Annotated in this window: 22 protein-coding genes and 2 pseudogenes; 11 read left to right on the top strand and 13 right to left on the bottom strand. The window is 72.3% G+C overall.

The window, feature by feature from the left end; genetic code table 11:
* Window positions 1–81 precede the first annotated feature (81 nt).
* The 4 genes and pseudogenes from DEJ14_RS15325 to DEJ14_RS15310 all read right to left on the bottom strand — a co-directional run.
* Window positions 82–201, bottom strand: a pseudogene (locus DEJ14_RS15325) (DivIVA domain-containing protein); the annotation flags it as partial.
* A gap of 39 nt (window positions 202–240) precedes the next feature.
* Window positions 241–333, bottom strand: a pseudogene (locus DEJ14_RS15320) (DivIVA domain-containing protein); the annotation flags it as partial.
* A 71-nt stretch (window positions 334–404) separates the two neighbouring features.
* Window positions 405–749, bottom strand: a complete 345-nt coding sequence (locus DEJ14_RS15315; RefSeq protein ID WP_111086651.1) for a hypothetical protein — start codon at window positions 747–749, stop codon at window positions 405–407.
* 146 nt (window positions 750–895) lie between these two features.
* Complete coding sequence (locus DEJ14_RS15310) at window positions 896–1,717, bottom strand: alpha/beta hydrolase (RefSeq protein WP_111086650.1); 822 nt, start codon at window positions 1,715–1,717, stop codon at window positions 896–898.
* A 64-nt stretch (window positions 1,718–1,781) separates the two neighbouring features.
* Between DEJ14_RS15310 and DEJ14_RS15305 the strand changes: the two genes are divergently transcribed.
* The gene (locus DEJ14_RS15305; protein ID WP_181437646.1) at window positions 1,782–2,387 is read left to right on the top strand and encodes an LppP/LprE family lipoprotein; all 606 of its coding nucleotides are present in this window, start codon (window positions 1,782–1,784) and stop codon (window positions 2,385–2,387) included.
* Between the two features lie 15 nt (window positions 2,388–2,402).
* On the opposite strand, the gene DEJ14_RS15300 is transcribed toward DEJ14_RS15305, so the two are convergent.
* Window positions 2,403–3,068, bottom strand: a complete 666-nt coding sequence (locus DEJ14_RS15300) for a hypothetical protein (protein WP_111086648.1) — start codon at window positions 3,066–3,068, stop codon at window positions 2,403–2,405.
* Window positions 3,069–3,125: 57 nt separating this feature from the next.
* On the opposite strand from DEJ14_RS15300, the gene DEJ14_RS15295 reads away from it, so the two are divergent.
* The 3 genes from DEJ14_RS15295 to DEJ14_RS15285 all read left to right on the top strand — a co-directional run bounded on the left by DEJ14_RS15295 (window position 3,126) and on the right by DEJ14_RS15285 (window position 5,092).
* On the top strand, window positions 3,126–4,157 hold the full coding sequence (locus DEJ14_RS15295) for a YeiH family protein (protein ID WP_111086647.1): 1,032 nt from the start codon (window positions 3,126–3,128) through the stop codon (window positions 4,155–4,157).
* A 93-nt stretch (window positions 4,158–4,250) separates the two neighbouring features.
* On the top strand, window positions 4,251–4,862 hold the full coding sequence (locus tag DEJ14_RS15290) for a hypothetical protein (protein WP_111086646.1): 612 nt from the start codon (window positions 4,251–4,253) through the stop codon (window positions 4,860–4,862).
* Window positions 4,862–5,092, top strand: coding sequence for a helix-turn-helix domain-containing protein (locus DEJ14_RS15285; RefSeq protein ID WP_111086645.1), 231 nt, complete (start codon window positions 4,862–4,864; stop codon window positions 5,090–5,092). The genes DEJ14_RS15290 and DEJ14_RS15285 overlap by 1 nt, the downstream gene beginning before the upstream one ends.
* 78 nt (window positions 5,093–5,170) lie before the next feature.
* On the opposite strand, the gene DEJ14_RS15280 is transcribed toward DEJ14_RS15285, so the two are convergent.
* The 4 genes from DEJ14_RS15280 to DEJ14_RS15265 form a co-directional block, all read right to left on the bottom strand.
* A complete protein-coding gene (locus tag DEJ14_RS15280) occupies window positions 5,171–6,247 on the bottom strand; it encodes an ABC transporter permease (protein WP_111086644.1) in 1,077 nt (358 codons plus the stop codon).
* Window positions 6,244–7,125: an ABC transporter ATP-binding protein gene (locus DEJ14_RS15275; RefSeq protein WP_111086643.1), complete on the bottom strand. Its 882-nt coding sequence runs from the start codon at window positions 7,123–7,125 to the stop codon at window positions 6,244–6,246. Before DEJ14_RS15275 ends, DEJ14_RS15280 begins: the two co-directional genes overlap by 4 nt.
* 330 nt (window positions 7,126–7,455) lie before the next feature.
* Window positions 7,456–8,160, bottom strand: coding sequence for a response regulator (locus DEJ14_RS15270; RefSeq protein ID WP_111084770.1), 705 nt, complete (start codon window positions 8,158–8,160; stop codon window positions 7,456–7,458).
* Window positions 8,142–9,416, bottom strand: a complete 1,275-nt coding sequence (locus DEJ14_RS15265; protein ID WP_258373221.1) for a sensor histidine kinase — start codon at window positions 9,414–9,416, stop codon at window positions 8,142–8,144. The genes DEJ14_RS15270 and DEJ14_RS15265 overlap by 19 nt, the downstream gene beginning before the upstream one ends.
* Window positions 9,417–9,481: 65 nt before the next feature.
* Here DEJ14_RS15265 and DEJ14_RS15260 point away from each other — a divergent pair, with 65 nt between their 5' ends.
* Window positions 9,482–9,820, top strand: coding sequence for a YciI family protein (locus tag DEJ14_RS15260; protein ID WP_111084769.1), 339 nt, complete (start codon window positions 9,482–9,484; stop codon window positions 9,818–9,820).
* Here the strand turns inward: DEJ14_RS15260 and DEJ14_RS15255 are convergent.
* Entirely contained in the window at window positions 9,726–10,982 is a 1,257-nt protein-coding gene (locus DEJ14_RS15255) for an MFS transporter (RefSeq protein ID WP_181437465.1), read from the bottom strand. The genes DEJ14_RS15260 and DEJ14_RS15255 overlap by 95 nt on opposite strands.
* Before the next feature lie 23 nt (window positions 10,983–11,005).
* Here DEJ14_RS15255 and DEJ14_RS15250 point away from each other — a divergent pair, with 23 nt between their 5' ends.
* The gene (locus tag DEJ14_RS15250) at window positions 11,006–11,566 is read left to right on the top strand and encodes a TetR/AcrR family transcriptional regulator (protein ID WP_111084767.1); all 561 of its coding nucleotides are present in this window, start codon (window positions 11,006–11,008) and stop codon (window positions 11,564–11,566) included.
* A 120-nt stretch (window positions 11,567–11,686) separates the two neighbouring features.
* On the top strand, window positions 11,687–12,580 hold the full coding sequence (locus DEJ14_RS15245; protein ID WP_220036398.1) for an alpha/beta hydrolase: 894 nt from the start codon (window positions 11,687–11,689) through the stop codon (window positions 12,578–12,580).
* Between the two features lie 119 nt (window positions 12,581–12,699).
* Here the strand turns inward: DEJ14_RS15245 and DEJ14_RS15240 are convergent, their stop codons facing one another.
* The gene (locus DEJ14_RS15240) at window positions 12,700–13,182 is read right to left on the bottom strand and encodes an ATP-dependent zinc protease family protein (RefSeq protein WP_111084766.1); all 483 of its coding nucleotides are present in this window, start codon (window positions 13,180–13,182) and stop codon (window positions 12,700–12,702) included.
* 87 nt (window positions 13,183–13,269) lie between these two features.
* On the opposite strand from DEJ14_RS15240, the gene rimK reads away from it, so the two are divergent.
* Genes rimK through DEJ14_RS15220 form a run of 4 tightly spaced genes read left to right on the top strand, consistent with a single transcriptional unit; the run spans window position 13,270 to window position 19,380 of the window.
* Window positions 13,270–14,448 (top strand): 30S ribosomal protein S6--L-glutamate ligase, encoded by a 1,179-nt coding sequence (rimK, locus tag DEJ14_RS15235; protein ID WP_111084765.1) that lies wholly within the window; start codon window positions 13,270–13,272, stop codon window positions 14,446–14,448.
* A 41-nt stretch (window positions 14,449–14,489) separates the two neighbouring features.
* Entirely contained in the window at window positions 14,490–15,608 is a 1,119-nt protein-coding gene (locus tag DEJ14_RS15230; RefSeq protein ID WP_228505810.1) for a 3-oxoacyl-ACP synthase III, read from the top strand.
* Window positions 15,605–18,388: an alpha/beta fold hydrolase gene (locus DEJ14_RS15225; RefSeq protein ID WP_284179563.1), complete on the top strand. Its 2,784-nt coding sequence runs from the start codon at window positions 15,605–15,607 to the stop codon at window positions 18,386–18,388. The genes DEJ14_RS15230 and DEJ14_RS15225 overlap by 4 nt, the downstream gene beginning before the upstream one ends.
* Window positions 18,385–19,380, top strand: coding sequence for an NAD-dependent epimerase/dehydratase family protein (locus DEJ14_RS15220; RefSeq protein ID WP_111084763.1), 996 nt, complete (start codon window positions 18,385–18,387; stop codon window positions 19,378–19,380). Before DEJ14_RS15225 ends, DEJ14_RS15220 begins: the two co-directional genes overlap by 4 nt.
* Window positions 19,381–19,451: 71 nt before the next feature.
* Here the strand turns inward: DEJ14_RS15220 and DEJ14_RS15215 are convergent, their stop codons facing one another.
* Entirely contained in the window at window positions 19,452–20,102 is a 651-nt protein-coding gene (locus tag DEJ14_RS15215; RefSeq protein ID WP_258373220.1) for a gamma-glutamylcyclotransferase family protein, read from the bottom strand.
* Between the two features lie 73 nt (window positions 20,103–20,175).
* A complete protein-coding gene (locus DEJ14_RS15210) occupies window positions 20,176–20,367 on the bottom strand; it encodes a hypothetical protein (RefSeq protein ID WP_111084762.1) in 192 nt (63 codons plus the stop codon).
* Window positions 20,368–20,405 lie beyond the last annotated feature (38 nt).

The following is a 20,405-nucleotide window of genomic DNA, read 5'->3' as shown; positions in this document are numbered from 1 at the left end:
ACCCGGAACGACATCCCCGACGTCGTACGACGACGGGGATGTCGTTCTGCGTCGGCGCCGGTCTCAGCGAGCTGCGTGCGAGCGGAGTGCCACGACGACCTGGTCGAGGAAGTCGTCGACCTGGTCCTGGTCGTAGCCCTCGCGGAACTTCGTCGGTTGGAACCGCACGGCGGTCACGTCATCCGGCGTGAGCGGATCCACCGGCCGCCCCTGCTCGTACCCGGCGAGGGTGGTCTGGATCCGGTCGAGGAACGCATCGACCTCACCCTGGTCGTAGCCCTCCCGCCACTTGGTCGGTCGGAACCGCTTGTCGGACACGTCCTTCGCGAGCATGTGCTCCCCCTTCTGCATGCCCGTCATGCTCTCACGGACGTGCGCAGCGGCAGCGGCAGGGTAGGCGGGGGTCAGGGCTGCGGCAGTCGGCGGCCGAACACCGCGCTGAGGAAGCGCGCGAAGCGGGTCTCCGTCGGCTCCTCTGTCCGGACCGCGCGCGTCGGCGACCGGAACGCCAGGTCGTGCAGCATGTTCCGCTTCGAGCCGTCCCAGTTCGCGAACAGGTAGGTGCCGCCGATGAACGACATGCTCCGGACCGGTGTGCGCTTCCAGGAGTCGGCGGCCACGTAGTAGCCGGTGTGGCCGGAGCGGATGTGCTGGATCACGGTGTCGACGTCGATGACGCTGGTGGTCGTCACGACGGCGGTGATGCCCGTGCGGTCACGGGCGACGTACTCGATGAGGTGTTCGGTCACGGTTGGACTCTTCGTCGCAGAGGCGGGACGCCACGACGGTGAACGTGGCGAAGGGTGTTCGGAACCGCCGTTGCTTCCGACAGCAGAATACGTCCGGTTCGCCGTGGCGTCACCGGAATGTCCGACGGTCGCACACGCTCGAACGTTCAGACGGGCCGACGGACCACCCACGAAGCGATCAGGTCGACGGCAGCCGCGAAGTCGATGCTGCCCGGTCGGTTGAGGAAGGCGTGCCGGCTGTCGCGCAGGACGTGACGTTCGAGATCGACCCCCGCGGCACCGAGTTGCCGTGCGAACCGGTCGCCGGATGCGCGCATCGTGTCCCGCTCGGCGTCGAGCACCAGGGTGCGCGGGAACGTGCTGAGGTCCTCCGGTGGCGGGAACGCTCCGGCGCCGAGTGGCCCGGCGTAGGTGCGGTTCGCGGCGTCGAGCAACAGTGGAGCGTGCGTGATCCGCCGGTGCCCGCGCACGAGACGCTGCACCGCTGGGTCGCGGGGGAGTCGCGCGTGGAAGAACCCGTACGCGAGCACGGTGCCGGCCAGGGGCGGGCCAGCGGCGACCGCCGACGCCGCGAGGCATGCGCCGGCACTCGCGCCACCGAGCACCAGGCTGGCCGGGCACTCCTCCGCGAGCGAGCGGAGCACCGCTACGACCTCGTCCCGCGCGTGCGGTGCACGTCGGCGTGCCCGTGGACCCGTCCGCCCGATCCAGGGCATGCCGGGCAGCGGACCGAGGCGGTAGTCGACGCAGACCACCGGGATGCCACGGGCGCTGAGCACCCGGGCCACGGCGTCCGACTCGGGCAGATCGAGGTCGCCGCGGAAGAACCCACCCCCGTGCAGCCAGACCAGTGTCGGAGCGGCTGCGGGGTCCTGCGGCCGGTAGCGCCGGATCGGGACCGGTCCGTGCGGACCCACGACGTGGTCGTCCACGACGTCCGCCGATGCCCCGATGCCCGCTCCCCGCATGCCAGCAGACTACGGGCCGGTAACGATGCGAGCGCCGACACTGCCGTCGGTGCACCGTGGAGTGGTGCGCACCTCGAAGACTGCTCTGTTCCTGACCGGCGCGGCCGTGGTCGCCCTGCTGACCGGCTGCTCCGGTGACGGGGACGGTGGCGACGCGACCCCGACCGTCACCGAGACCGTGACCGCGGCGCCGACGGACACGGCAGCCACCCCGTCGCCGACGAGCACGCCGACACCGACGCCGACCCCCACCCCGACCTGTGATCCCGCGACCGGCTCCGAGGCAGCGGCTGCCGGGATCGCTGCGCTGCCGTCACCCGCTGACCTCGAGGACACCAAGTGGGACGCTGCGAACGCCGACTACACCGGCTACGACGCCTGCGCCTCACTGTCCTGGTCCGTCGTCGCGCCCGAGTTCGGCACCGCCGGGTCACCGTACGCGATCCTGCTCTTCCACCAGGGCCGGTACCTCGGCACCGCGACGTCCGAGCAGTACGCGTTCGAGCCGGTTGTCGAGCGGTTGGCCGACGCCTCGATCAAGGTCACCTACACGTACGCGAAGGCGAACGAGGCGAACGCTGACGCATCCGGTCGCACCACCGCGACGTACATCTGGAACGACGGCACCGAGCGCGTCGACATGACCGGCGAGGTCCCGCCCGTCGGCTGACCCGGCGTCGGTGGCTCAGCGGCGCTCGCGCGCTCCGTGGTGCGGATCGAACTCCCGCCGCAGCGACCGGAGCACCTGCATCAGGATGTGGATCTTCGTCACGCTCGCGCCGAACGGCCGCCCGATGACTGCGCGCGGCAGCAGCACGAACCGGCCCACCGCCTCGGTGACGATCCAGATGCCGGTGTCGGTGCGTTGTCCGCGGACGTCCGTCGAGGCCAGCTCGATCGTCCTGACGTCGTCCCACACCAGGTCGAACACGGGCTCGTCGCGCTCGGGTGACCACGCGTGGAGGCCCGCCGCGTCGACCGTCCACAGCTCCGGCCTCGGGTCCGGGAAGTCGTCGGCGGCGTACGGGCCCGTGCGGAGGACGGGCAGGTGGAAGCGCGTCGTGGTCCCGTTCCGGCGGATCCGGTCCAGCACCACGCGGTCGCGCCGCCCGCGCAACCAGGACAGCACCGCGGCCACGGGCCCGAACCCGAGCAGCAGCACCGAGAACAACGGCACGGCGAACGGGCGTCGGGCGTCCGAGTGCAGGATGCCGTCGAGGTGGGTCGCCGAGAAGTACACCCCGATCCCACCGGCCACCGTGACGATCGCGAGGCCGACCAGGAACGGCCACCGCTTCGGTGTCTCCCCGTCACGCAGCCGCTGCACCCACCGCTCGCCCGAGTACTCCACCGCACCATCCTGCCCGGCTGGACCGCACCACGGCCGCGAGCACGAGATGCTGTTCCCATGCAGTTCGCCCGCACCGCCGCTCCCGGTGTCGCCGTCGCCGTCGCGATCGGCCTCGTCGCGACCCTGATCGCATCGGTCGTCCCGGTCGTGGGCGGGCCCGTCCCCGCCGTCCTGATCGGCGCGGTGCTCGGTTGGCTCGTCCGTCGCCGGACCGGCGGCACCCTCGCCGTGCTCGCTCCCGGCGTCAAGTTCTCGTCGAGCCGTGTGCTGCAGTTCGCGGTGGTCCTGCTCGGCGCGCAGCTGTCGATCGGCGAGGTCCTGCGCATCGGCGGCGAGACCCTGCCGGTCATGCTGACGACCCTCGTGGTGTGCCTCGGTGCCGCCTGGGGGATCGGCCGTCTGCTGCGGGTGTCGAGCGCCCTCCGCACCCTGATCGGCGTGGGGACCGGGATCTGCGGTGCGTCCGCGATCGCGGCCGTCACGCCCGTCATCGGTGCGGTCAGCGCGGACGTCGCCTACGCGATGTCGACGATCTTCCTCTGCAACATCGCCGCGGTGTTCGCCTTCCCCCTGCTCGGCCACGCCGTCGGGCTCAGCCAGCACGCCTTCGGCGTGTTCGCGGGGACGGCGGTGAACGACACGTCGTCCGTCGTCGCCACCGCGACGGTCTACGGTCGCCAGGCGACCGACACGGCGGTCGTCGTGAAGCTGGTGCGGACCCTGATGATCATCCCCATCGTCATCGGGCTGGCCGGACTGGAGGCCCGACGCGCCTCCCGCGAGCAGCTCGCGCCGGACACGGGGTCGCGCAGCGGGTTCCGCGTGTTCCGGTTGGTCCCGTGGTTCCTGATCGGGTTCCTCGTGGTGGTGCTGCTCCGGACCGTCGGGGTGCTGCCGGCTGACGCTGCCCCGGAGTTCTCGACCGCGGCGTCGTTCCTCATCACGGTGGCCCTGGCGGCGATCGGGTGCTCGACGGACTTCGCGGCGCTGCGACGTGCCGGCTTCCGTCCGATGCTGCTCGGCATCGCTCTCTGGGTGCTCGTGGCGGGCACGAGCCTCGGCGCGCAGGCGGTCTTCGGCCTGCTGTAGGTCGGAGCGGGACGGGGTCTTGCACCGGTCCGACCCATCGTTTATCGTTGTATCGAAATTCGATGGTATCGATGATCGACAAGGGAAGACGCCATGACCGCACCCGTGTACGAACCGCCCCGCGGACGGAACTCCTACCTCGCCTACGTCGCCTGCTGCGTGATCGGCATCGCGCTCGTCGTCTGGCGGTACGTCGACCTGCTCGTCCGCTCGCTCAGCTCCGGGACGGTGTCGGTGCCCGTCCGGATGACCGCGACGAGCGAGGTCCCGCAGCCGCCCGGTGGTGTGACCGTCACCGCCGAACACCTCGTGCTCCGGGCCCCGATCGCGGACGTGCCGACCGGGGCGATCGGGTACATCCGGGTCGGTGACGCGCTCGAGGTCCTGTTCGTCAGTGCGCTCATCGCCCTCGTGGCGGCGGTGGCGTGGAAGATCTCGCGCGGTGGGCTGTTCGACCGATCGACGACCCGCATCCTTGACTGGCTCGCGGCCGCGGTGCTGGTGGCCGGGTTCGTGCCCCAGTTCGTCCGCCGGATGGGGTGGAACTGGGTGGTGTCGGGGCTCGGCTGGGACGGGCGCCTGCCGACGCCCGACGTCGACCACCAGTTCGTGCCGGTGTACCTCGGCCTGCTCGTCGTCATCTGCTTCCGGTTCGCCCTGACCGCCTCGCAGCGGATGGTGCGCGACCAGTCCGGGCTGGTCTGATGCCCCCGGAACAGGAGGACGGTCACGCGGTCGTCTGCCACCTCGACGAGCTGCTCGCCGCTCGGGGCACGACGCTGACCGAGCTCGCCGACCGGGTCGGGGTGACCGTGGTGAACCTGTCGGTGCTGAAGAACAACCGGGCACGCGCGATCCGGTTCTCCACGCTCACCCGGCTCTGCCAGGAGCTCGGGTGCCAGCCGGGCGACGTTTTCTCGGTGCGCGCGGACTGACGACAGGAGGCCCGGATCACGTGAGCCGATCTGCTCACGTGATCCGGGCCTCCCGTCCGATCTGCCGGGCCGGCGGCGTCAGCCGCGCAGCGCCTCCGTCAGCTTCACGCGACTGCCCGTCCGCAGCAGCGCGTTCTCGTAGACGCGCGCGCCCACCAGCACGACCACGACCACCGCGGCGACCACGATCAGGAGCGACAGGATCGGCTCCCACCACTCGGCCGTGCCGAGGAAGATCCGCATCGGCATGCCGATCGGTGCACTGAACGGCACGTACGACATGATGCCGAGCACCGTCGGGTTGTTGTACGCGACGATGATCAGGATGTACGGGATCATCACGAGCATCATCACCGGCGTGGTGACGCTGCCGACGTCCTCCTGACGCGACACGAGCACGGCCGCCGCGGCGAACAGCGACGCGATGAGCACGAAGCCGACGGCGAAGAACCCGACGAACCACAGGATGCTCGGGCCGAGCATCGAGAACATGTTGTCCTGCCCGGTCACCGCCAGGGTGACGACCGCGGCGATGGCCACGGCGACGATCTGCGCGAACGCCATCACGCTGTTGCCGAGGACCTTGCCGGCGAGCAGCGCCCTGGCCGAGATCGCGGACATCAGGATCTCGACGACCCTGGTCGACTTCTCCTCGACCACGCTCTGCGCGATGGACTGGCCGAAGGTCACGGCCGAGGCGAAGTACACGACGCCGAACGCGATGGCGATGAGGTAGACGAGTCCGCCGGGCAGCGCGTCCGGGTCGAGCAGCTCGATCCGCGGTGTGACGCTCAGCGCGGAGACGACGTCGGTCGGGGCTTCGTCGAGGCCGACGACCTTGTAGCCGAGCGGGTCGTCGGACGGCACGATCGCCGCGTCGACGTCGCCGTTCTGCACGAGCCGTTCGGCGTCCGCCACCGAGGTGGAGTCGGTGACGTCGAGGCCCGCGGTGGTGGGCAGGGAGACACCGTCGACCACGGCGACCGGCGTGGTGTCGTCGGCGGTGGCCTTGCCGACGATGCCGCCGACCACGATGGACGCGACGACCATGCCGATCAGGATGAGGGCGGAGACCACGAAGGCCTTGCTGCGGATGCGTGCCTGGATCTCGCGTGCGGAGACGAGCCGCACGGCCTGCACGAAGGAGTCGTTCATCGGATGACCTCCCGGAAGACCTCGCTGAGCCGCGGGACCCGCGGGGCGAACGAGCCGACGGTGCCGTGCTGGACGGCCCGCTGCAGGACGTGTTGGGCGGTGGACGGGTCGGCCTCGAAGACGGCGTAACCGCCGTCGAATTCGCGGACCGTCACGCCGGGCTCGTCGCGGAGCCAGGCGACGTCACCGTCGACGAGCAGCTCCCAGGCGGCGGGGCCGGCCTGCTTGCGGAGTTCGTCCTGCGGGCCGGCGGCACGGATGGTGCCGCCTGCGATCACGACGACGTCGTCGCAGAGCCGCTCGACGACGTCCAGCTGGTGGCTCGAGAACAGCACCGGGACGCCCCGGGCCGCGGTCTCGCGCAGGACACCGAGCACCGTGTCGACCGCCATCGGGTCGAGGCCCGAGAACGGCTCGTCGAGCACCAGCACCTCGGGGTCGTGGGCGAGGGCCGCGGCGATCTGCACCCGCTGCTGGTTGCCGAGCGACAGCTTCTCGACGGCGTCGTCGGCGTGGCCGGTCAGCTCGAGCCGTTCGAGCAGCTCGGTGGTCCGCGTGGTCGCCGCGCGCTTGTCGACGCCGTGCAACCGTGCCAGGTAGGTGATCTGCTCGGCCACCGGCATCTTCGGGTACAGCCCGCGTTCCTCGGGCATGTAGCCGAAGCGGCGGCGGTCGGCGGGCCGGACCGCGGTGCCGTCGATCGAGACGGATCCCGCGTCGGCCTGCAGCACGCCGAGCATGATGCGCATGGTGGTCGTCTTGCCGGCGCCGTTGCCGCCGACGAACCCGGTGAGGCGGCCGTTGCCGACCGTGAACCCCACGTCGTCGAGCACCCGGCGGTCGCCGAAGTGCTTGGTCACCCCTTCGATGGTGAGCATGTCGTACCCCTCTCGCGACGGCCCGCGCCGCCTGCGTCGACGCTATTGGTCGGGAGGCACGGGTCGCCTCCGCCGTCCGGCGGGACTTGGGTGGGTGGTCGACTCCACCGCGCGGGGGAGCGGGCGGGCGGGCGGCGTCGTCCCGAGGTGCCGCGACGGGCCTCCAGGCCGGATGCGTGTGCATCTTCCGACGTTCCACGCGTCGAACGTCTCGCGTTCTGTCGGAACATGCACCCGCACGTAATGCGTGTGCATCTTCCGACGTTCCACGCGTCGAACGTCTCGTGGAACGTCGGACTTCGCGGCGGCCGGTCGGCGAGTCGGGCTCGGTCAGCCGGCGACGCCGTGCTCGAACGCCCAGACGACGGCCTGGATGCGGTCGCGCAGCACGAGCTTCTGCAGCACGTTCGACACGTGGGTCTTCACGGTGGCGTCACCGACGTACAGCTCGGCGGCGATCTCGGCGTTGCTGAGGCCTCGGGCAAGCAGTCGGAGCACCTCGGTCTCGCGCTCGGTGAGCCCGGCTGCTGCGAGCGCGCCGTCCGCGGTCCGCGCGCTCGCCACCGGTGCGGCCGTCGCCCGGCTGATCACCCGCCGCGTGACGTCGGGTGCGAGCAAGGCGTCCCCGGCCGCGACGGTCCGGACGGCGTCGATCAGCCGTTCGGGGGAGGCGTTCTTCAGCAGGAAGCCACTGGCACCCGCCTCGAGCGCCTGGAACAGCGCGTCGTCGCTGTCGAACGTCGTCAGGATGAGCACCGCCGGCGGGTCCGGCAACGCTGCGATCCGCCGTGCGGCCTCGAGTCCGTCGACGCCGGGCATCTGCACGTCGAGGCACACCACGTCGGGGCGCAGGGTCCGGACGGCCTCGACCGCACGGGCTCCGTCGGGCGCCTCGCCGATCACCCGGAACCCCGGCTCGGACTCCAGGATCACGCGGAACCCGGCCCGCACCAGCTCCTGGTCGTCCGCGAGCACGATCGTCAGGTCGGTCGCGCCGTTCGGGTCGTTCGTCTCGTTCACGTCGTCGGCAGCCATGCCCGCACCAGGTAGCCTCCCCGGGCGCGTGGCCCGATCTCGATCCGTCCGTCCACCGCGGCGACCCGCTCCCGCATGCCGATGTGCCCGAGGCCGCTGCCCGACGGGTTCCGCGCAGCACGGTCGCCGTGCCCGTCGTCGGTGACCTCGACCTCGACGCCGTCGTCGAGGTACCGGAGCCGGACGTCCGCGCGGGCGGTGGGGCCGGCGTGCTTGAGGACGTTCGTCACGGCCTCCTGCACGATCCGGTACGCCACGGCGGCGACCGTCGGCGGCACCGGACGCTCGTCGCCCACGACCACGTACTCGGTCGGGTGACCGGCGACCCGGGCGGACTCGGCGAGCTCACCGATGCGGGCGATGCCCTCGGTGCTCGGACCGTCCCCGACACCGGGGTCGCCGGCGCCCGGCTCGTCCGCCGACCGCAGGGTGCCGAGCATCCGCCGCAGCTCTTCGACTGCGGTGCGCGCGCTCTCCTCCACCACGCCGAGCGACGCCGTCGCCTGCGCGGGATCACGGTCGATGACCCGTCGGGCGGCGCCGGCCTGCACGCCCATCAGCGACACGTGGTGGGCGACGACGTCGTGCAGTTCGCGGGCGATCCGGACGCGCTCGATCGTCACTGCCTGGGCAGCGCTGCGCTCCCGTTCGGCTGCCAGCTCCGCGGTGCGCTCGTCGAGCTGGTGCCGGGCGACGGCCGAGGCCCACGCCCGGTTGCCCGCGTACCAGGCGGCGCCGAAGTAGATGACGTTGATCACGATGTTCAGCAGCGAGTACGCGATGTACGGCGGGATGAGGGCGCCCTCGTCGTTGGGCAGTGCGTTCGGTACCGCCCAGCCGAACGAGATCGCGAGGAACAGCCACGCGAACATCCCGCCGATGACGACCCACCGGACCGCCTCGGCCCGCACCCGGTCGGCGCACCACGCACCGACGGAGTACAGCGAGATGAACAGGGTGAAGTTGACCAGGAACACCTCGGGCACGTGCAGCAGCTGCGTGGCCGCGAACGCCAGCGCGGACACCACGGCAGCGGACATCGGGAACCGGCGGCGGAACGCGATCGGGACGGCGTTCGCGATGATCATCAGGGCCGAGACCCACCAGGCCGCCTGGTCGTCGCCGTAGATGCCGGACGCCCCGTACAGGACGGTGGTGATCGTCAGGCCGGCGGCGAGCACCAGGGCGAGCACGGCGTCCTGGCGGTGCTCGCGGCGCCCCACGGGCAGCCGTGACCACTCCGCCGTCGTCCCCATGCAGAGAACGCTAGCGGGTGGCCCCGGGCGGGAGTAGCCTCCGGCCAACGAGCAGGGGAGTCACCATGCAGTTCCTCGTCAACGTCATCGACGACGGGCAGGCCGAGGCTGCTGGTCGCACGGAGTCCGCCAGTCAGACCGAGGCCGCGGCGGTCGACGCCCTCAACGAACGCCTGGGCGACGCCGTCGTGTTCGCCGCCGGGGTGTCCGCCCCCGCCGACGGCACCGTCGTCGACGCCCGCGGTGGCGGTCCGGACACCACGCCCGGACTGGTGGCCGACACCGCCGAGTTCGTCGCGGGGTTCTGGGTCATGGAGCTGCCGGACGCCGAGACGGCGCTCGGTGTGGCGCACGAGGCGTCGCAGGCGTGCAACCGGAAGATCGAGCTGCGCCCGCTGCTGTGACGGCGGCGTCACCGTGCGGAGGGCCTCCGCGCCTGCCGACCACGGCGGGCACGGCGCTCGCCGCGGTGACGACCGCCCCGATCACGAACGTCACCGCGTAGCCCGACGTGCCGACGAGCACGCCCGCCGCCGCCGCTCCCACGGCCTGCCCGAGCACCAGCGCGACGAAGAGCATCGACGTCCCCGCCGACGACCGTGCAGCGTCGAGCTCGGTCGTCCAGGCGATCAACGCGCCGGTCGCCGCCGTGTAGCCCCAGCCGAACACCGCACACGCCAGCATCGCCACCGCCGTGGACTGCGGCGCGAGCCCGAGTGCGACGACGGCCACTGCCACGGCGCCCGCGGTCACCGCCCAGAGCGTCCGTGCGCGGAGTCCGCTCGTCCACCGAGCCGTCACGGCGACCGCAGCACCGCCGACCCCGAGCGCGATCCACGCCGACACCGACACCACGACGGGCGCGCCCGCGTCGACCAGCGCGGAGCGGCCGTACGTCCACACGACCGCCGACCCGGCACCGAAGAGCAGCGCGAGCGCGATGACCCGTCGGTGTGCCGCGAACCACGCCGTCCCCGGTGCGGCTGGCCGGTCACCGCCGGACTCGCTCCCACGGGACACCACCAGCAGCACGACGCCGACGACGAGTGCGAAGACCCCGGACCACGCCCAGGCCGTCCGCCAGTCCGGCAGGAGCACGAGTGCGAGCGCCCCGGCGGCGACCAGCCCCGGACCGGTCCCCGAGTTGACGACCGCCTGCGCCGTTCCCTGCGCGGGCCCCGGCACCGCCAGCGACACGAGCTGCACGAGGGCCGGTGAGGCCAGCCCGGCTCCGGTCGAGGCGAGCACGGCGGCGATCCCGAAGGACCACGGCCCCAGCGCCGCTGCCATCGCGAGCGCGCCGACCCCGGCGATCCCGGCGGCTGCGGCGACGAGCACCCGGGGGACGCGTGCGGCGGCCAGGAACCCGACCACCGCGCCGACGCAGTACATCGCCGAGGCGCCCGAGGAGACCCACCCGGCGGCTTCCGGGCGCAGGCCGAGGTCGCGTTGGACGTCGGGCAGGAAGAGTCCGAACGCCAGGCGCACCAGCCCGTACGTCGCAGCGATCAGGGCCAGCCCGCTGCCGAGGAACACCCACTGTCGTAACGAAAACGATCGTTTCACTTTTGAGAGCCTAGGGTGCTTGCATGGCGATGCGTCCAGGAACCGAGCAGCGGCTGCTCGACGCGGCCGAGGAGCTCTTCTTCACGCGGGGCATCGCCGCCACCCCGATCGACGTCGTGCTCGACCGCGCCGGGATCTCGAGCGCCACGCTCTACCGCGGGTACGCGAGCAAGGAAGCCCTGGTCGCCGCGGCCCTCGATCGCCGGCACGACGACTGGCTCGCCACGTGGGACCGCGCGGTCGAGGCCGCTCCGGACGACCGTGGTCGCCTGCTCGCGGTGTTCGACGCACTCGACGACTACCGGTCGACCGCCGCCGGCTCGCGCTGGTGCGCGTTCCTCGGGACCGCTGCCGAGTACGCGGACGCCCCTGCCGAGGTGCACGAGGTGCTCGACCGCGAGACCGGTGCGCTCCGGACCCGGCTGACCGAACGTGCCGCGCCCGTCGTCGGCGAGCGCGCCGGGGCCCTGGCCGATCAGCTGCTGCTCGTCGTGTCCGGGTACCTCGCGATGCGCCTGCGCGATCCGTCGGTCGGCACGGCGACGGCGCGCGCGATCGCCGCGGCGCTCGTCGCAGCAGCCTGACCGCTCGACAGCGCCCCGGGGGTTCTCCGACGCCACGCTGGGTATCTTGCCCGGTGTGCAGCGACTCTCCTCGACCCTCGTCATGCAGCGCGTGACCTCTGACGGAACGGCGCCCCGCGGATGACCCGCTCGCGTGCGGCGACGATCACCCGTCGGTCGCTGCTGATCGGGGGAGTCGGCATCGTCGCCGCGGGTGCAGCCGCCGAGGCGGTGAACCTCGACCTGCTGCCGGGGCGGACGCGTGTGTACAGCCTCCTCGGGCTGAACGGTGCCGACGGCACGATCCCCGACATCACCCCGGTCCCATCGGTCTCCGGCACCTTCGTGTCGACCGCGCGGAAGGGACGGACCGTCGGGTGGACGATCGCCGCCCCGGCGTCGGACACCCCGTTGCCCGTCGCCGTCGCGCTGCACGGCTACGGCGACGACCACGCGGCGTTCTTCGGGCGGGAACTCGGCTGGGACCGGTTCCTCGCGGCGCACATCGAGGGTGGCGGCGCTCCGTTCGCGATCGCCTCGATCGACGGTGGCAACCGCTACTGGCACCACCGTTCCGACGGGGACGACCCCGCAGCGATGGTCGTCGACGAGTTCCTGCCCCGGATCGCTCGGCGTGGTTTCGACACCGACCGGCTCGCGCTGACCGGGTACTCGATGGGCGGGTTCGGTGCCCTCCGGCTCGGCGGGGTGCTCGGTGCGTCCCGCGTCCGCGCCGTGTCGGCGATCAGCCCCGCACTCTGGACGTCAGCAGCGGACACCGCCCGCGGAGCCTTCGACGACGCGGCCGACTTCCGTGCGAACACGGCCCTCGGTCGGCAGCGCGCGCTCGACGGGGTCGCGGTCCGTGTCGACTGCGGCAACGGCGACGGGTTCGCTCCGGCGGCCCACGCCTACGTCGACGGCTTCGCGACGCCGCCCGCCGGGGGCTTCGAGCCCGGCGCCCACACGCACGGCTACTGGCGCCGCCTGGCACCGCAGCAGCTCGCCTTCCTCGGCCGCCACCTCGGTCGCTGACCCGACCCGCGCCCTGGGCGGTCACCGAGGCGGACGGGAGGCCCGTGGCGGCCCCGCACCGCGCCTCCAGGCCGTCGACCGGTCGCGCCCACGGCACGCGACGCGTGCGGGCGAAGCGCTCAGCCGCGCCCGCGGTTGCGCCGCCGGATCTCCTTCGGAGCCCGTCCGGCCATGAAGGACCTCGCAGGGTCGACGAGGAACCCCTGTCGCAGCGCCTCGCGTCCGACGAGCATCCGGAACCCCATCTGGTCGCGGTTGCTCAGGGTGACCTCGGACTCGACGGCGCGCCCGGCCAGGGTGATCGTGGTGAGCACGACGATGCGCTCCTGGGTGTGCCCGGTCGAGCTGCGGATGATGCGCCGGTCGTGCACGTCGCACTCGATCGTGACAGCGTCGGCATCGGTGTCCTGCCACGGGTGCACGGAGAACCGGACCCGGTCGCCCGGGAGTTCCTCGAGGTCGAACGCGTGCAGTGCCGAGCTGCGTGCACCGGTGTCGAGCTTGACCTTGATCCACGGCAGGCCGAGGTCCGGCAGGCCGGCCCACTCGCGCCAGCCGGCGACGACGAGCCCGCCGTCGGGGGGCTTCGGAGCACGGGCCATGTGCCCATCCTGTCGTACGCCCGAGCGTCGTGTTCGCGTGCTTGGATGGACCGTCGCCGTCGATCCCACCCCGCGGAGAACCCCTCGATGAAACTCGCCATCCTGTCCCGCGCCCCGCAGGCGTACTCGACCCAGCGCCTCCGTGCTGCGGCGCTCGACCGCGGCCACGACGTCAAGGTCCTGAACACCCTGCGGTTCGCGATCGACCTGTCCGGCGAGGACCCGGACCTGCTGTACCGCGGCAGACTGCTGTCCGACTACGACGCGGTGCTGCCCCGGATCGGGAACTCGATCACCTACTACGGCACGGCCGTCGTCCGGCAGTTCGAGCAGATGGACGTGTACACGCCGAACACCGCGACGGGCATCACGAACTCCCGCGACAAGCTCCGGGCGAACCAGATCCTGTCCCGCCACCACATCGGCATGCCCGCGACGACGTTCGTGAACAGCCGGGCCGACGTCCGGGGTGCGATCGAACGGGTCGGCGGGGCCCCGGTCGTCATCAAGCTGCTCGAGGGCACGCAGGGCATCGGCGTGATCCTGGCACCCGAGGAGAAGGTCGCCGAGTCGATCGTCGAGACCCTGCACTCGACGAAGCAGAACGTCCTGATCCAGTCGTTCATCTCGGAGAGCCGCGGCCGTGACATCCGCGCGCTCGTCGTCGGCGACCGGGTGGTGGCCGCGATGCGCAGGACGGCGTCGGGGGACGAGTTCCGCTCCAACGTGCACCGTGGCGGCACGGTCGAGAAGGTCACGCTGTCGCCGGAGTACGAGGCGGTCGCGGTCCGGTCGGCGCAGATCATGGGGCTCAAGGTCGCCGGTGTCGACATGCTCGAGGGCAACGACGGTCCGCTCGTGATGGAGGTCAACTCGTCACCGGGGCTCGAGGGCATCGAGCGTGCGACGGGCCTCGACGTCGCCGGCGCGATCATCGACTTCATCGGCAACCAGGTCGCCTTCCCCGAGATCGACGTGCGCCAGCGGCTCAGCGTCTCGACGGGCTACGGCGTCGCCGAGCTGCTGGTCCACACCAACGCCGACCTGGTCGGGAAGACGATCAAGGAGTCCGGACTGTGGGACCGGGACATCACCGTGCTGACCCTGCACCGGGGCGCGACAGTCATCCCGAACCCGCGCAGTGGCGTCGAGCTGCAGGCCAGTGACCGGCTGCTCTGCTTCGGCAAGCTCGAGGAGATGCGCTCGATGGTGCCGGACCGTCGACGCCGTCGCAGCAAGATCCGGAAGCTCCCGAAGGACGCCTGACACCGCGCGTCCAGCCGAGCCGGACTGCACACACAGGTGAAATGAGGAAGTATGTGTCGGTGACGATCATGACGGAACGGCCGGTCGACCGGGCAGCGAGCAGTGACCGGGCGCCGAGCAGCGAACCCGAGCAGCCCGGCAACGCCACGGCGAAGCACCACAACGTCTCGCTGCTGTCCGTGGCGACGACGACCGCCGAACGCGTGACGACCTCTGCGGACATCGAAGCGCGGCTGCGCGGCGTGCTCCGCCGCCTCCGCCTGCCGATGGGACTGCTCGAGCGGGTCGCCGGTGTGATCGAGCGACGCAACTGGGGCGAGGGCCAGACCTTCCAGGACGCCGCCATCGACGCGGGCCGTCGTGCCATGGCCGAGGCGGGGGTGCGTCCGGACGAGATCGGCCTGCTGATCAACACCTCGGTGACCCGTCCGCACCTCGAGCCGTCGGTCGCCGTGCGCCTGCACCACGGGCTCGGTCTGCCGTCGTCCGCGATCAACTTCGACATCGCGAACGCCTGCCTGGGGTTCGTCAACGCCATGAGCGTCGCCGCGGGCATGATCGACTCCGGTCAGATCAAGTACGCGCTCGTCGTCGACGGCGAGGACGCCGACCAGGTGCAGCTGAACACCATCGACCGCCTGAACCAGGGCGGTCGGAACCGCAAGGACTTCATGAGCGAGTTCGCGAGCCTGACCCTTGGGTCCGGTGCCGCGGCCGCCGTGCTGGGCCCGGCTGACCTGCACCCCGAAGGACACCGGATCGTCGGCGGCGTCACCCGCGCGGCGACCCAGTGGTACGACCTGTGCGTCGGCAGCGTGGACGGCATGTTCACCGACGCCAAGATGCTGCTCAAGGGCGGCATGGAGCTCGTCGTCGCGGCCTGGACCGAGGCCCGTGCCCACTTCGACTGGGCCGACATGGACCGCTACGTCCTGCACCAGGTCTCCGACGTGCACACCAACGCGTTCGTCGAGGCGATCGGCATCCCGCGCGACAAGGTCCCCACCACCTACCAGCGCTTCGGCAACGTCGGCCCGGCGTCGATCCCGATCACCCTGGCCGACGAGGTCGAGTCCGGCGGCATCCGCCGCGGTGACCGCGTCTTCCTGGGCGGCGTCGGTTCCGGCATCAACACGGCGATGATGGAACTCCACTGGTGAGGTCCCGGCTGCCCCGCGTCGCCGCGAGCACGGCTCCGGCGACGCAGCCGCCCTCCCTGCCCGGACTCGACCCGACCTGGTCGCGCCTGGTCACGGTCCCGGAATGGTCCGAGAGCCGCTCGGGAGGTGGGCCCACGTGGGCCGGTTCCGGGGCGTCGTGGAGCTCGCGGAGCGGCGTTCCGGCCGAGCCCGTGGGGACGGATCGCGCCGCGCGCACCTGGCACCTCCTCGACACGGCCGGGTCCCTGGCCGCGCTCGGTGTGGAACCGGTCGGCACCATCCTGTGCGTGCACGGCAACCCCACGTGGTCGTACCTGTGGCGGTCGGTGCTCCGCACCTCGCTCGAGGTCGCCCAGACCGGTGGTCCGGCCTGGCGCGTGGTCGCCGTCGACCAGCTCGACATGGGTTTCTCGGAGCGCACCGGGGTGGAACGGGGGCTGCCGCAGCGCGTCGCGGACCTCGGTGCCCTGACCGACGAACTCGGGCTGACCGGCCCGGTCGTCACCCTCGGCCACGACTGGGGCGGCGTCGTGTCGCTCGGCTGGGCGGTCGACCACCCCGACGTCCTGGCTGCCGTGATGACGTGCAACACCGCCGTGCACCAGCCCGACGACGCCCCGATCCCGGCGCCGCTGCGGTTGGCGCTGGGCCCGGGGCTGCTCGGCCGCGCGACCGTCGTGACGCCGGCGTTCCTCGAGACGACGCTCGGCATCGCGCACCCGAAGCTCGACCGTGCCGTGGCCGACGGCTACCGTGCCCCCTACCGCGGTGCGGCACGTCGTGGCGGCATCGGCGGGTTCGTGGCGGACATCCCCGTCGACGCCCGGCACCGGAGTGCCCCCGAGCTCGACCGGATCGCCGCCGGGGTCGCGGCGCTCGACGTCCCGGCGCTGCTGCTCTGGGGTCCCCGCGATCCGGTGTTCCTGGAGCGCTACCTCGACGACCTGTCCGAGCGGCTGCCGCAGGCCGACGTCCACCGCTTCGAGGGTGCCGGTCACCTGCTCCCCGACGACGCCGACGTGGCGGGCGCGGTGTTCGACTGGATCGGCGACCGCCTGCCGGACGGACACGTGCCTGCTCCAGCCGAGAAGAGCCTCCCGGTCGACGCCGACCAGTCGACCGACGTGAGCCGCCCGCTCGGCGCCGCGCTCGAGGACCTGCGCGACAGCGACGAACCGGCCCTGGTCGAGATGGCCGCGGCTGGCGGCCCCCGGACGATCACGTGGCGTCTGCTCGCCCGTCGGGTGGACGAGATCGCCGCCGGGTTGGACGACCTCGGTGTCCGGAGCGGTGACCGGGTCTCGCTGCTCGTCACCCCGGGAGCCGACCTGACGGCCGTCCTCTACGCCTGTGTCCGGATCGGCGCGGTCGTCGTGGTGGCGGATGCCGGACTGGGGCTCCGCGGCCTGACCCGCGCGGTCCGCGGAGCCCGGCCCGACTGGATCATCGGCGCGCTCCCCGGACTCGGAGCCGCTCGTGCACTCGGCTGGCCGGGGCGGCGCATCGCGACCGTCCCGCTGCCCGCACCCGCACGCCGTGCGCTGCACGTCGAGCACACGCTCGTCGACGTCGCCCGGCGGGGTGCCCGTCGGCTCGCGCACGGTTCCGTGCTGCCCACGGTGCCGGCGTCCGACGCTCCGGCCGCGATCCTGTTCACCTCCGGGTCGACCGGACCGGCGAAGGGCGTCGTCTACACGCACGGACAGCTCGGTGCCGTCCGCGACGTGCTGGCGGCCCAGTACGACATCGGTGTCGGCACCGGCCTCGTCGCGGGCTTCGCCCCCTTCGCGCTGCTCGGACCGGCCCTCGGTGCCAGGTCGGTGGCCCCGGACATGGACGTCTCCGCGCCCCGGACCCTGACGGCGCGCGCCGTCGCGGCGTCGGTGGCCGCGGCCGACGCGACCGTGGTCTTCCTGTCGCCGGCGGCACTGGCGAACGTCGTGGCGACGGCGTCGGAGTTGACCGACGCCGACCGTGCGGCGCTCGCGCGCGTCCGGTTGTTCCTGTCGGCGGGCGCCCCGGTGTCGGCCGCGCTGCTGACCGCGGCGACCGAGCTGATGCCGAACGCGAGTGCGCACACCCCTTACGGCATGACCGAGGGGCTGCTCATGACCGATGTCGACCTGGACGGCGTCCGGTCGGCAGCGGCCTCGGACGACGAGGGCATCTGCGTCGGACTCCCGGCGGCGAACGTGCGGGTGCGGATCGCGCCGCTCGACGCCGCGGGTGCTGCGACCGGTGCGCTGACCGACGCGGCGGGCGTCACGGGCGAGATCGTCGTCGTGGCACCGCACGTGCGCGACCACTACGACCGGCTCTGGCGGACGAACCGTGTCGCGCGCTTCGGTGTCGAGGACCCGCGTGGACACCGCACCGGTGACGTCGGACACCTGGACACCTCCGGGCGCCTCTGGGTCGAGGGGCGGATGCAGCACGTGCTCACCACCCCGGACGGTGTCGTCACCCCGGTCGGACCGGAGCAGCGCATCGAGGGCGTGTCCGGGGTCGGCCGTGCCGGCGTCGCGGGGATCGGCCCGCGCGGGACGCAGCAGGTCGTCGCGGTGGTCGAGACCACCGGCGGGCGACGTGCCCGACGGCCTGCCCTGGCTCCGCCGGCGTTGGCCGCTTCGGTCCGTGCCGCGGCCGGGGTCCCGCTCGCAGCGGTGCTGACCGTGCCCGTGCTGCCGACCGACATCCGGCACAACTCGAAGGTCGACCGTGCCCGGCTGTCCCGTTGGGCGACCGCGGTGCTGTCCGGTGGACGGATGGTCCGCCCGTGACAGTCCTGGTCACCGGCGCCAGCGGGTTCCTCGGTCGGGCGACCGCCGCAGCCGTGCGCGACGCCGGGCACGAGGTCCGCACGTTCCAGCGACGGCCGTCAGGGGTCGCGGGCGTGCAGGACGTCGCCGGGTCGATGACCGATGCCGCCGCGGTGGCACGCGCGGTCGACGGTGTCGACGCCGTCGTGCACCTCGCCGCGAAGGTCTCCCTGGCCGGTGACCCGGCCGACTTCGCCCGTGTGAACGTCGACGGCACCCGAGCACTCGTCGACGCCGCACGTCGTGCCGGTGCCCGGCGGTTCGTGTTCGTCTCGTCACCGTCGGTCGCGCACACCGGGTCGTCGCTCGTCGGCGCCGGAGCGGGCGTCGCCGAACCGCAGCACGCGCGTGGCGACTACGCCCGCACGAAGGCTGCGGCCGAACTCCTCGCGCTCGACGCCGACGTTCCGGGGTTCGCCGTCGTCGCCGTCCGGCCGCACCTGGTGTGGGGGCCGGGGGACACGCAGCTGATCGGCCGGATCGTCGAGCGGGCACGGGCCGGGCGACTGCCGTTGCTCGACTCCGGTGCCGCCCTGATCGACACCCTGTACGTCGACAACGCCGCGTCGGCCATGGTCGCGGCGCTCGAGCACGCGGCGGACGACGACGTGCACGGCAACGCCTACGTCGTGACGAACGGCGAGCCCCGACCGGTCGCGGACCTGCTCGCCGGGATCTGCGCGGCGTCAGGTGTGCCTGCGCCGCGGTGGCACGTGCCGGCTGCCGTCGCGCGGGCGGCGGGCTCGCTCGTCGAGGCCGTGTGGCGGGTGCGCCCGGGCCAGGACGAGCCGCCGATGACGCGGTTCCTCGCCGAGCAGCTGTCGACGGCGCACTGGTTCGACCAGCGCCGTACCCGAGCCGACCTGCAGTGGTCCCCGTCGGTGTCGATCGACGAGGGCCTCGCGCGCCTGGCGGCGGCCGCGGCGGCGGACGGCTCCCGAGTCTCGCGCTGAGCGACAGTGCTCGGACGCTGCGCCCCGAGGAGTGTCGCTCAGCCCGAGTCTCGCGCACACGCGAACGGGGCTCAGACCTCGTCGGCCGCGACGTAGACCCAGGCCGACCGGCCCGAGGTGAGCTCGACCCGGATGCGCTGGTAGTCCGCGACCTCGTAGTCGTCGACCGCGCGGAGCTGCCACTCGTAGCCGAGGGTCAGAGCGACACCTTCGACGACGTCGTCTGGTGCACCCCGGCGGAGGATCGGGTGCAGGTCCGAGCCGCTCGTCCGGACCACCTCGGGGTCGGTGATCGCCACCCAGTCGAGTCGCCACCCGGGCAGCGTGTCCGGGGTGGTGGGCACGTGGCCGCCGAACAGCGACTCCTGCACGAGCGGCTGCCGCAGCGTGCCGTACGAGAACACCCGGTGAGTCTCACCGGCGCCCGGTGTGGGGCGCTCAGCGGGGCCAGGAGCGATGGCCGGGGTCGAGGTCCAGACGAGCGCACCGGCCAGGCCGGTCAAGCCGAGGTGCAGCAGGCCGATGATGCCGAGGGCGCTGCCCCAGAAAATGCCGGAGTCGTCGCCGAGGCAGCGCTCCTGCGGCCAGACGTCTCCGTCCGAGAGGCACCCGTACCGGTTCGTGACGCCGACGACCAGACCGATGATGCCGACGACGAGACAGACGAGCGCGAACGCGCCGAGACCGATGACCCAGCGCTGGCCGGGGGAGAGACGCTTCACGTCGCGAGGGTAGCGGACGCGGGGCCCGGATCACACGCGCCGATCGGCGCAGGTGATCCGGGCCTCCAGGTCGTCAGCTGTGCCGCTTGGCGGCCTTGGCGATCTTCTTGCCCAGCTTCTTGCGGGCCTTGCGGGCGTGCGGGTCGTTCCAGGCCTTGCGGACGGTCTCGCCCTTGGACGTCTTGATCACCGGGCGGTTCGCGCGGGAGCCGAACCAGAACCCGATCAGGACGATCAGGCCGATGACGATGATGCGGTTGCGCATGGTGGGACTCCTTGGTCGGTGGTGCAGGTGCCGGCGGA

Origin of the sequence: Curtobacterium sp. MCJR17_020 (assembly GCF_003234365.2) — a bacterium.
GTDB lineage: Bacteria > Actinomycetota > Actinomycetes > Actinomycetales > Microbacteriaceae > Curtobacterium.
Note: the sequence above shows the minus strand (reverse complement) of the source record. Positions and strands in the feature narration are given on the sequence as shown.

Bases quoted from the DNA above. Each gene is read 5' to 3' on its own strand.
- DEJ14_RS15230 (WP_228505810.1), top strand. From the start codon at position 14,490: ATGAGGAAGTATGTGTCGGTGACGATCATGACGGAACGGCCGGTCGAC.
- DEJ14_RS15280 (WP_111086644.1), bottom strand. From the start codon at position 6,247: ATGAACGACTCCTTCGTGCAGGCCGTGCGGCTCGTCTCCGCACGCGAG.
- rimK (WP_111084765.1), top strand. From the start codon at position 13,270: ATGAAACTCGCCATCCTGTCCCGCGCCCCGCAGGCGTACTCGACCCAG.
- DEJ14_RS15275 (WP_111086643.1), bottom strand. From the start codon at position 7,125: ATGCTCACCATCGAAGGGGTGACCAAGCACTTCGGCGACCGCCGGGTG.
- DEJ14_RS15290 (WP_111086646.1), top strand. From the start codon at position 4,251: ATGACCGCACCCGTGTACGAACCGCCCCGCGGACGGAACTCCTACCTC.
- DEJ14_RS15240 (WP_111084766.1), bottom strand. From the start codon at position 13,182: ATGGCCCGTGCTCCGAAGCCCCCCGACGGCGGGCTCGTCGTCGCCGGC.
- DEJ14_RS15295 (WP_111086647.1), top strand. From the start codon at position 3,126: ATGCAGTTCGCCCGCACCGCCGCTCCCGGTGTCGCCGTCGCCGTCGCG.
- DEJ14_RS15265 (WP_258373221.1), bottom strand. From the start codon at position 9,416: ATGGGGACGACGGCGGAGTGGTCACGGCTGCCCGTGGGGCGCCGCGAG.
- DEJ14_RS15245 (WP_220036398.1), top strand. From the start codon at position 11,687: ATGACCCGCTCGCGTGCGGCGACGATCACCCGTCGGTCGCTGCTGATC.
- DEJ14_RS15210 (WP_111084762.1), bottom strand. From the start codon at position 20,367: ATGCGCAACCGCATCATCGTCATCGGCCTGATCGTCCTGATCGGGTTC.
- DEJ14_RS15270 (WP_111084770.1), bottom strand. From the start codon at position 8,160: ATGGCTGCCGACGACGTGAACGAGACGAACGACCCGAACGGCGCGACC.
- DEJ14_RS15250 (WP_111084767.1), top strand. From the start codon at position 11,006: ATGGCGATGCGTCCAGGAACCGAGCAGCGGCTGCTCGACGCGGCCGAG.
- DEJ14_RS15310 (WP_111086650.1), bottom strand. From the start codon at position 1,717: ATGCGGGGAGCGGGCATCGGGGCATCGGCGGACGTCGTGGACGACCAC.
- DEJ14_RS15285 (WP_111086645.1), top strand. From the start codon at position 4,862: ATGCCCCCGGAACAGGAGGACGGTCACGCGGTCGTCTGCCACCTCGAC.
- DEJ14_RS15260 (WP_111084769.1), top strand. From the start codon at position 9,482: ATGCAGTTCCTCGTCAACGTCATCGACGACGGGCAGGCCGAGGCTGCT.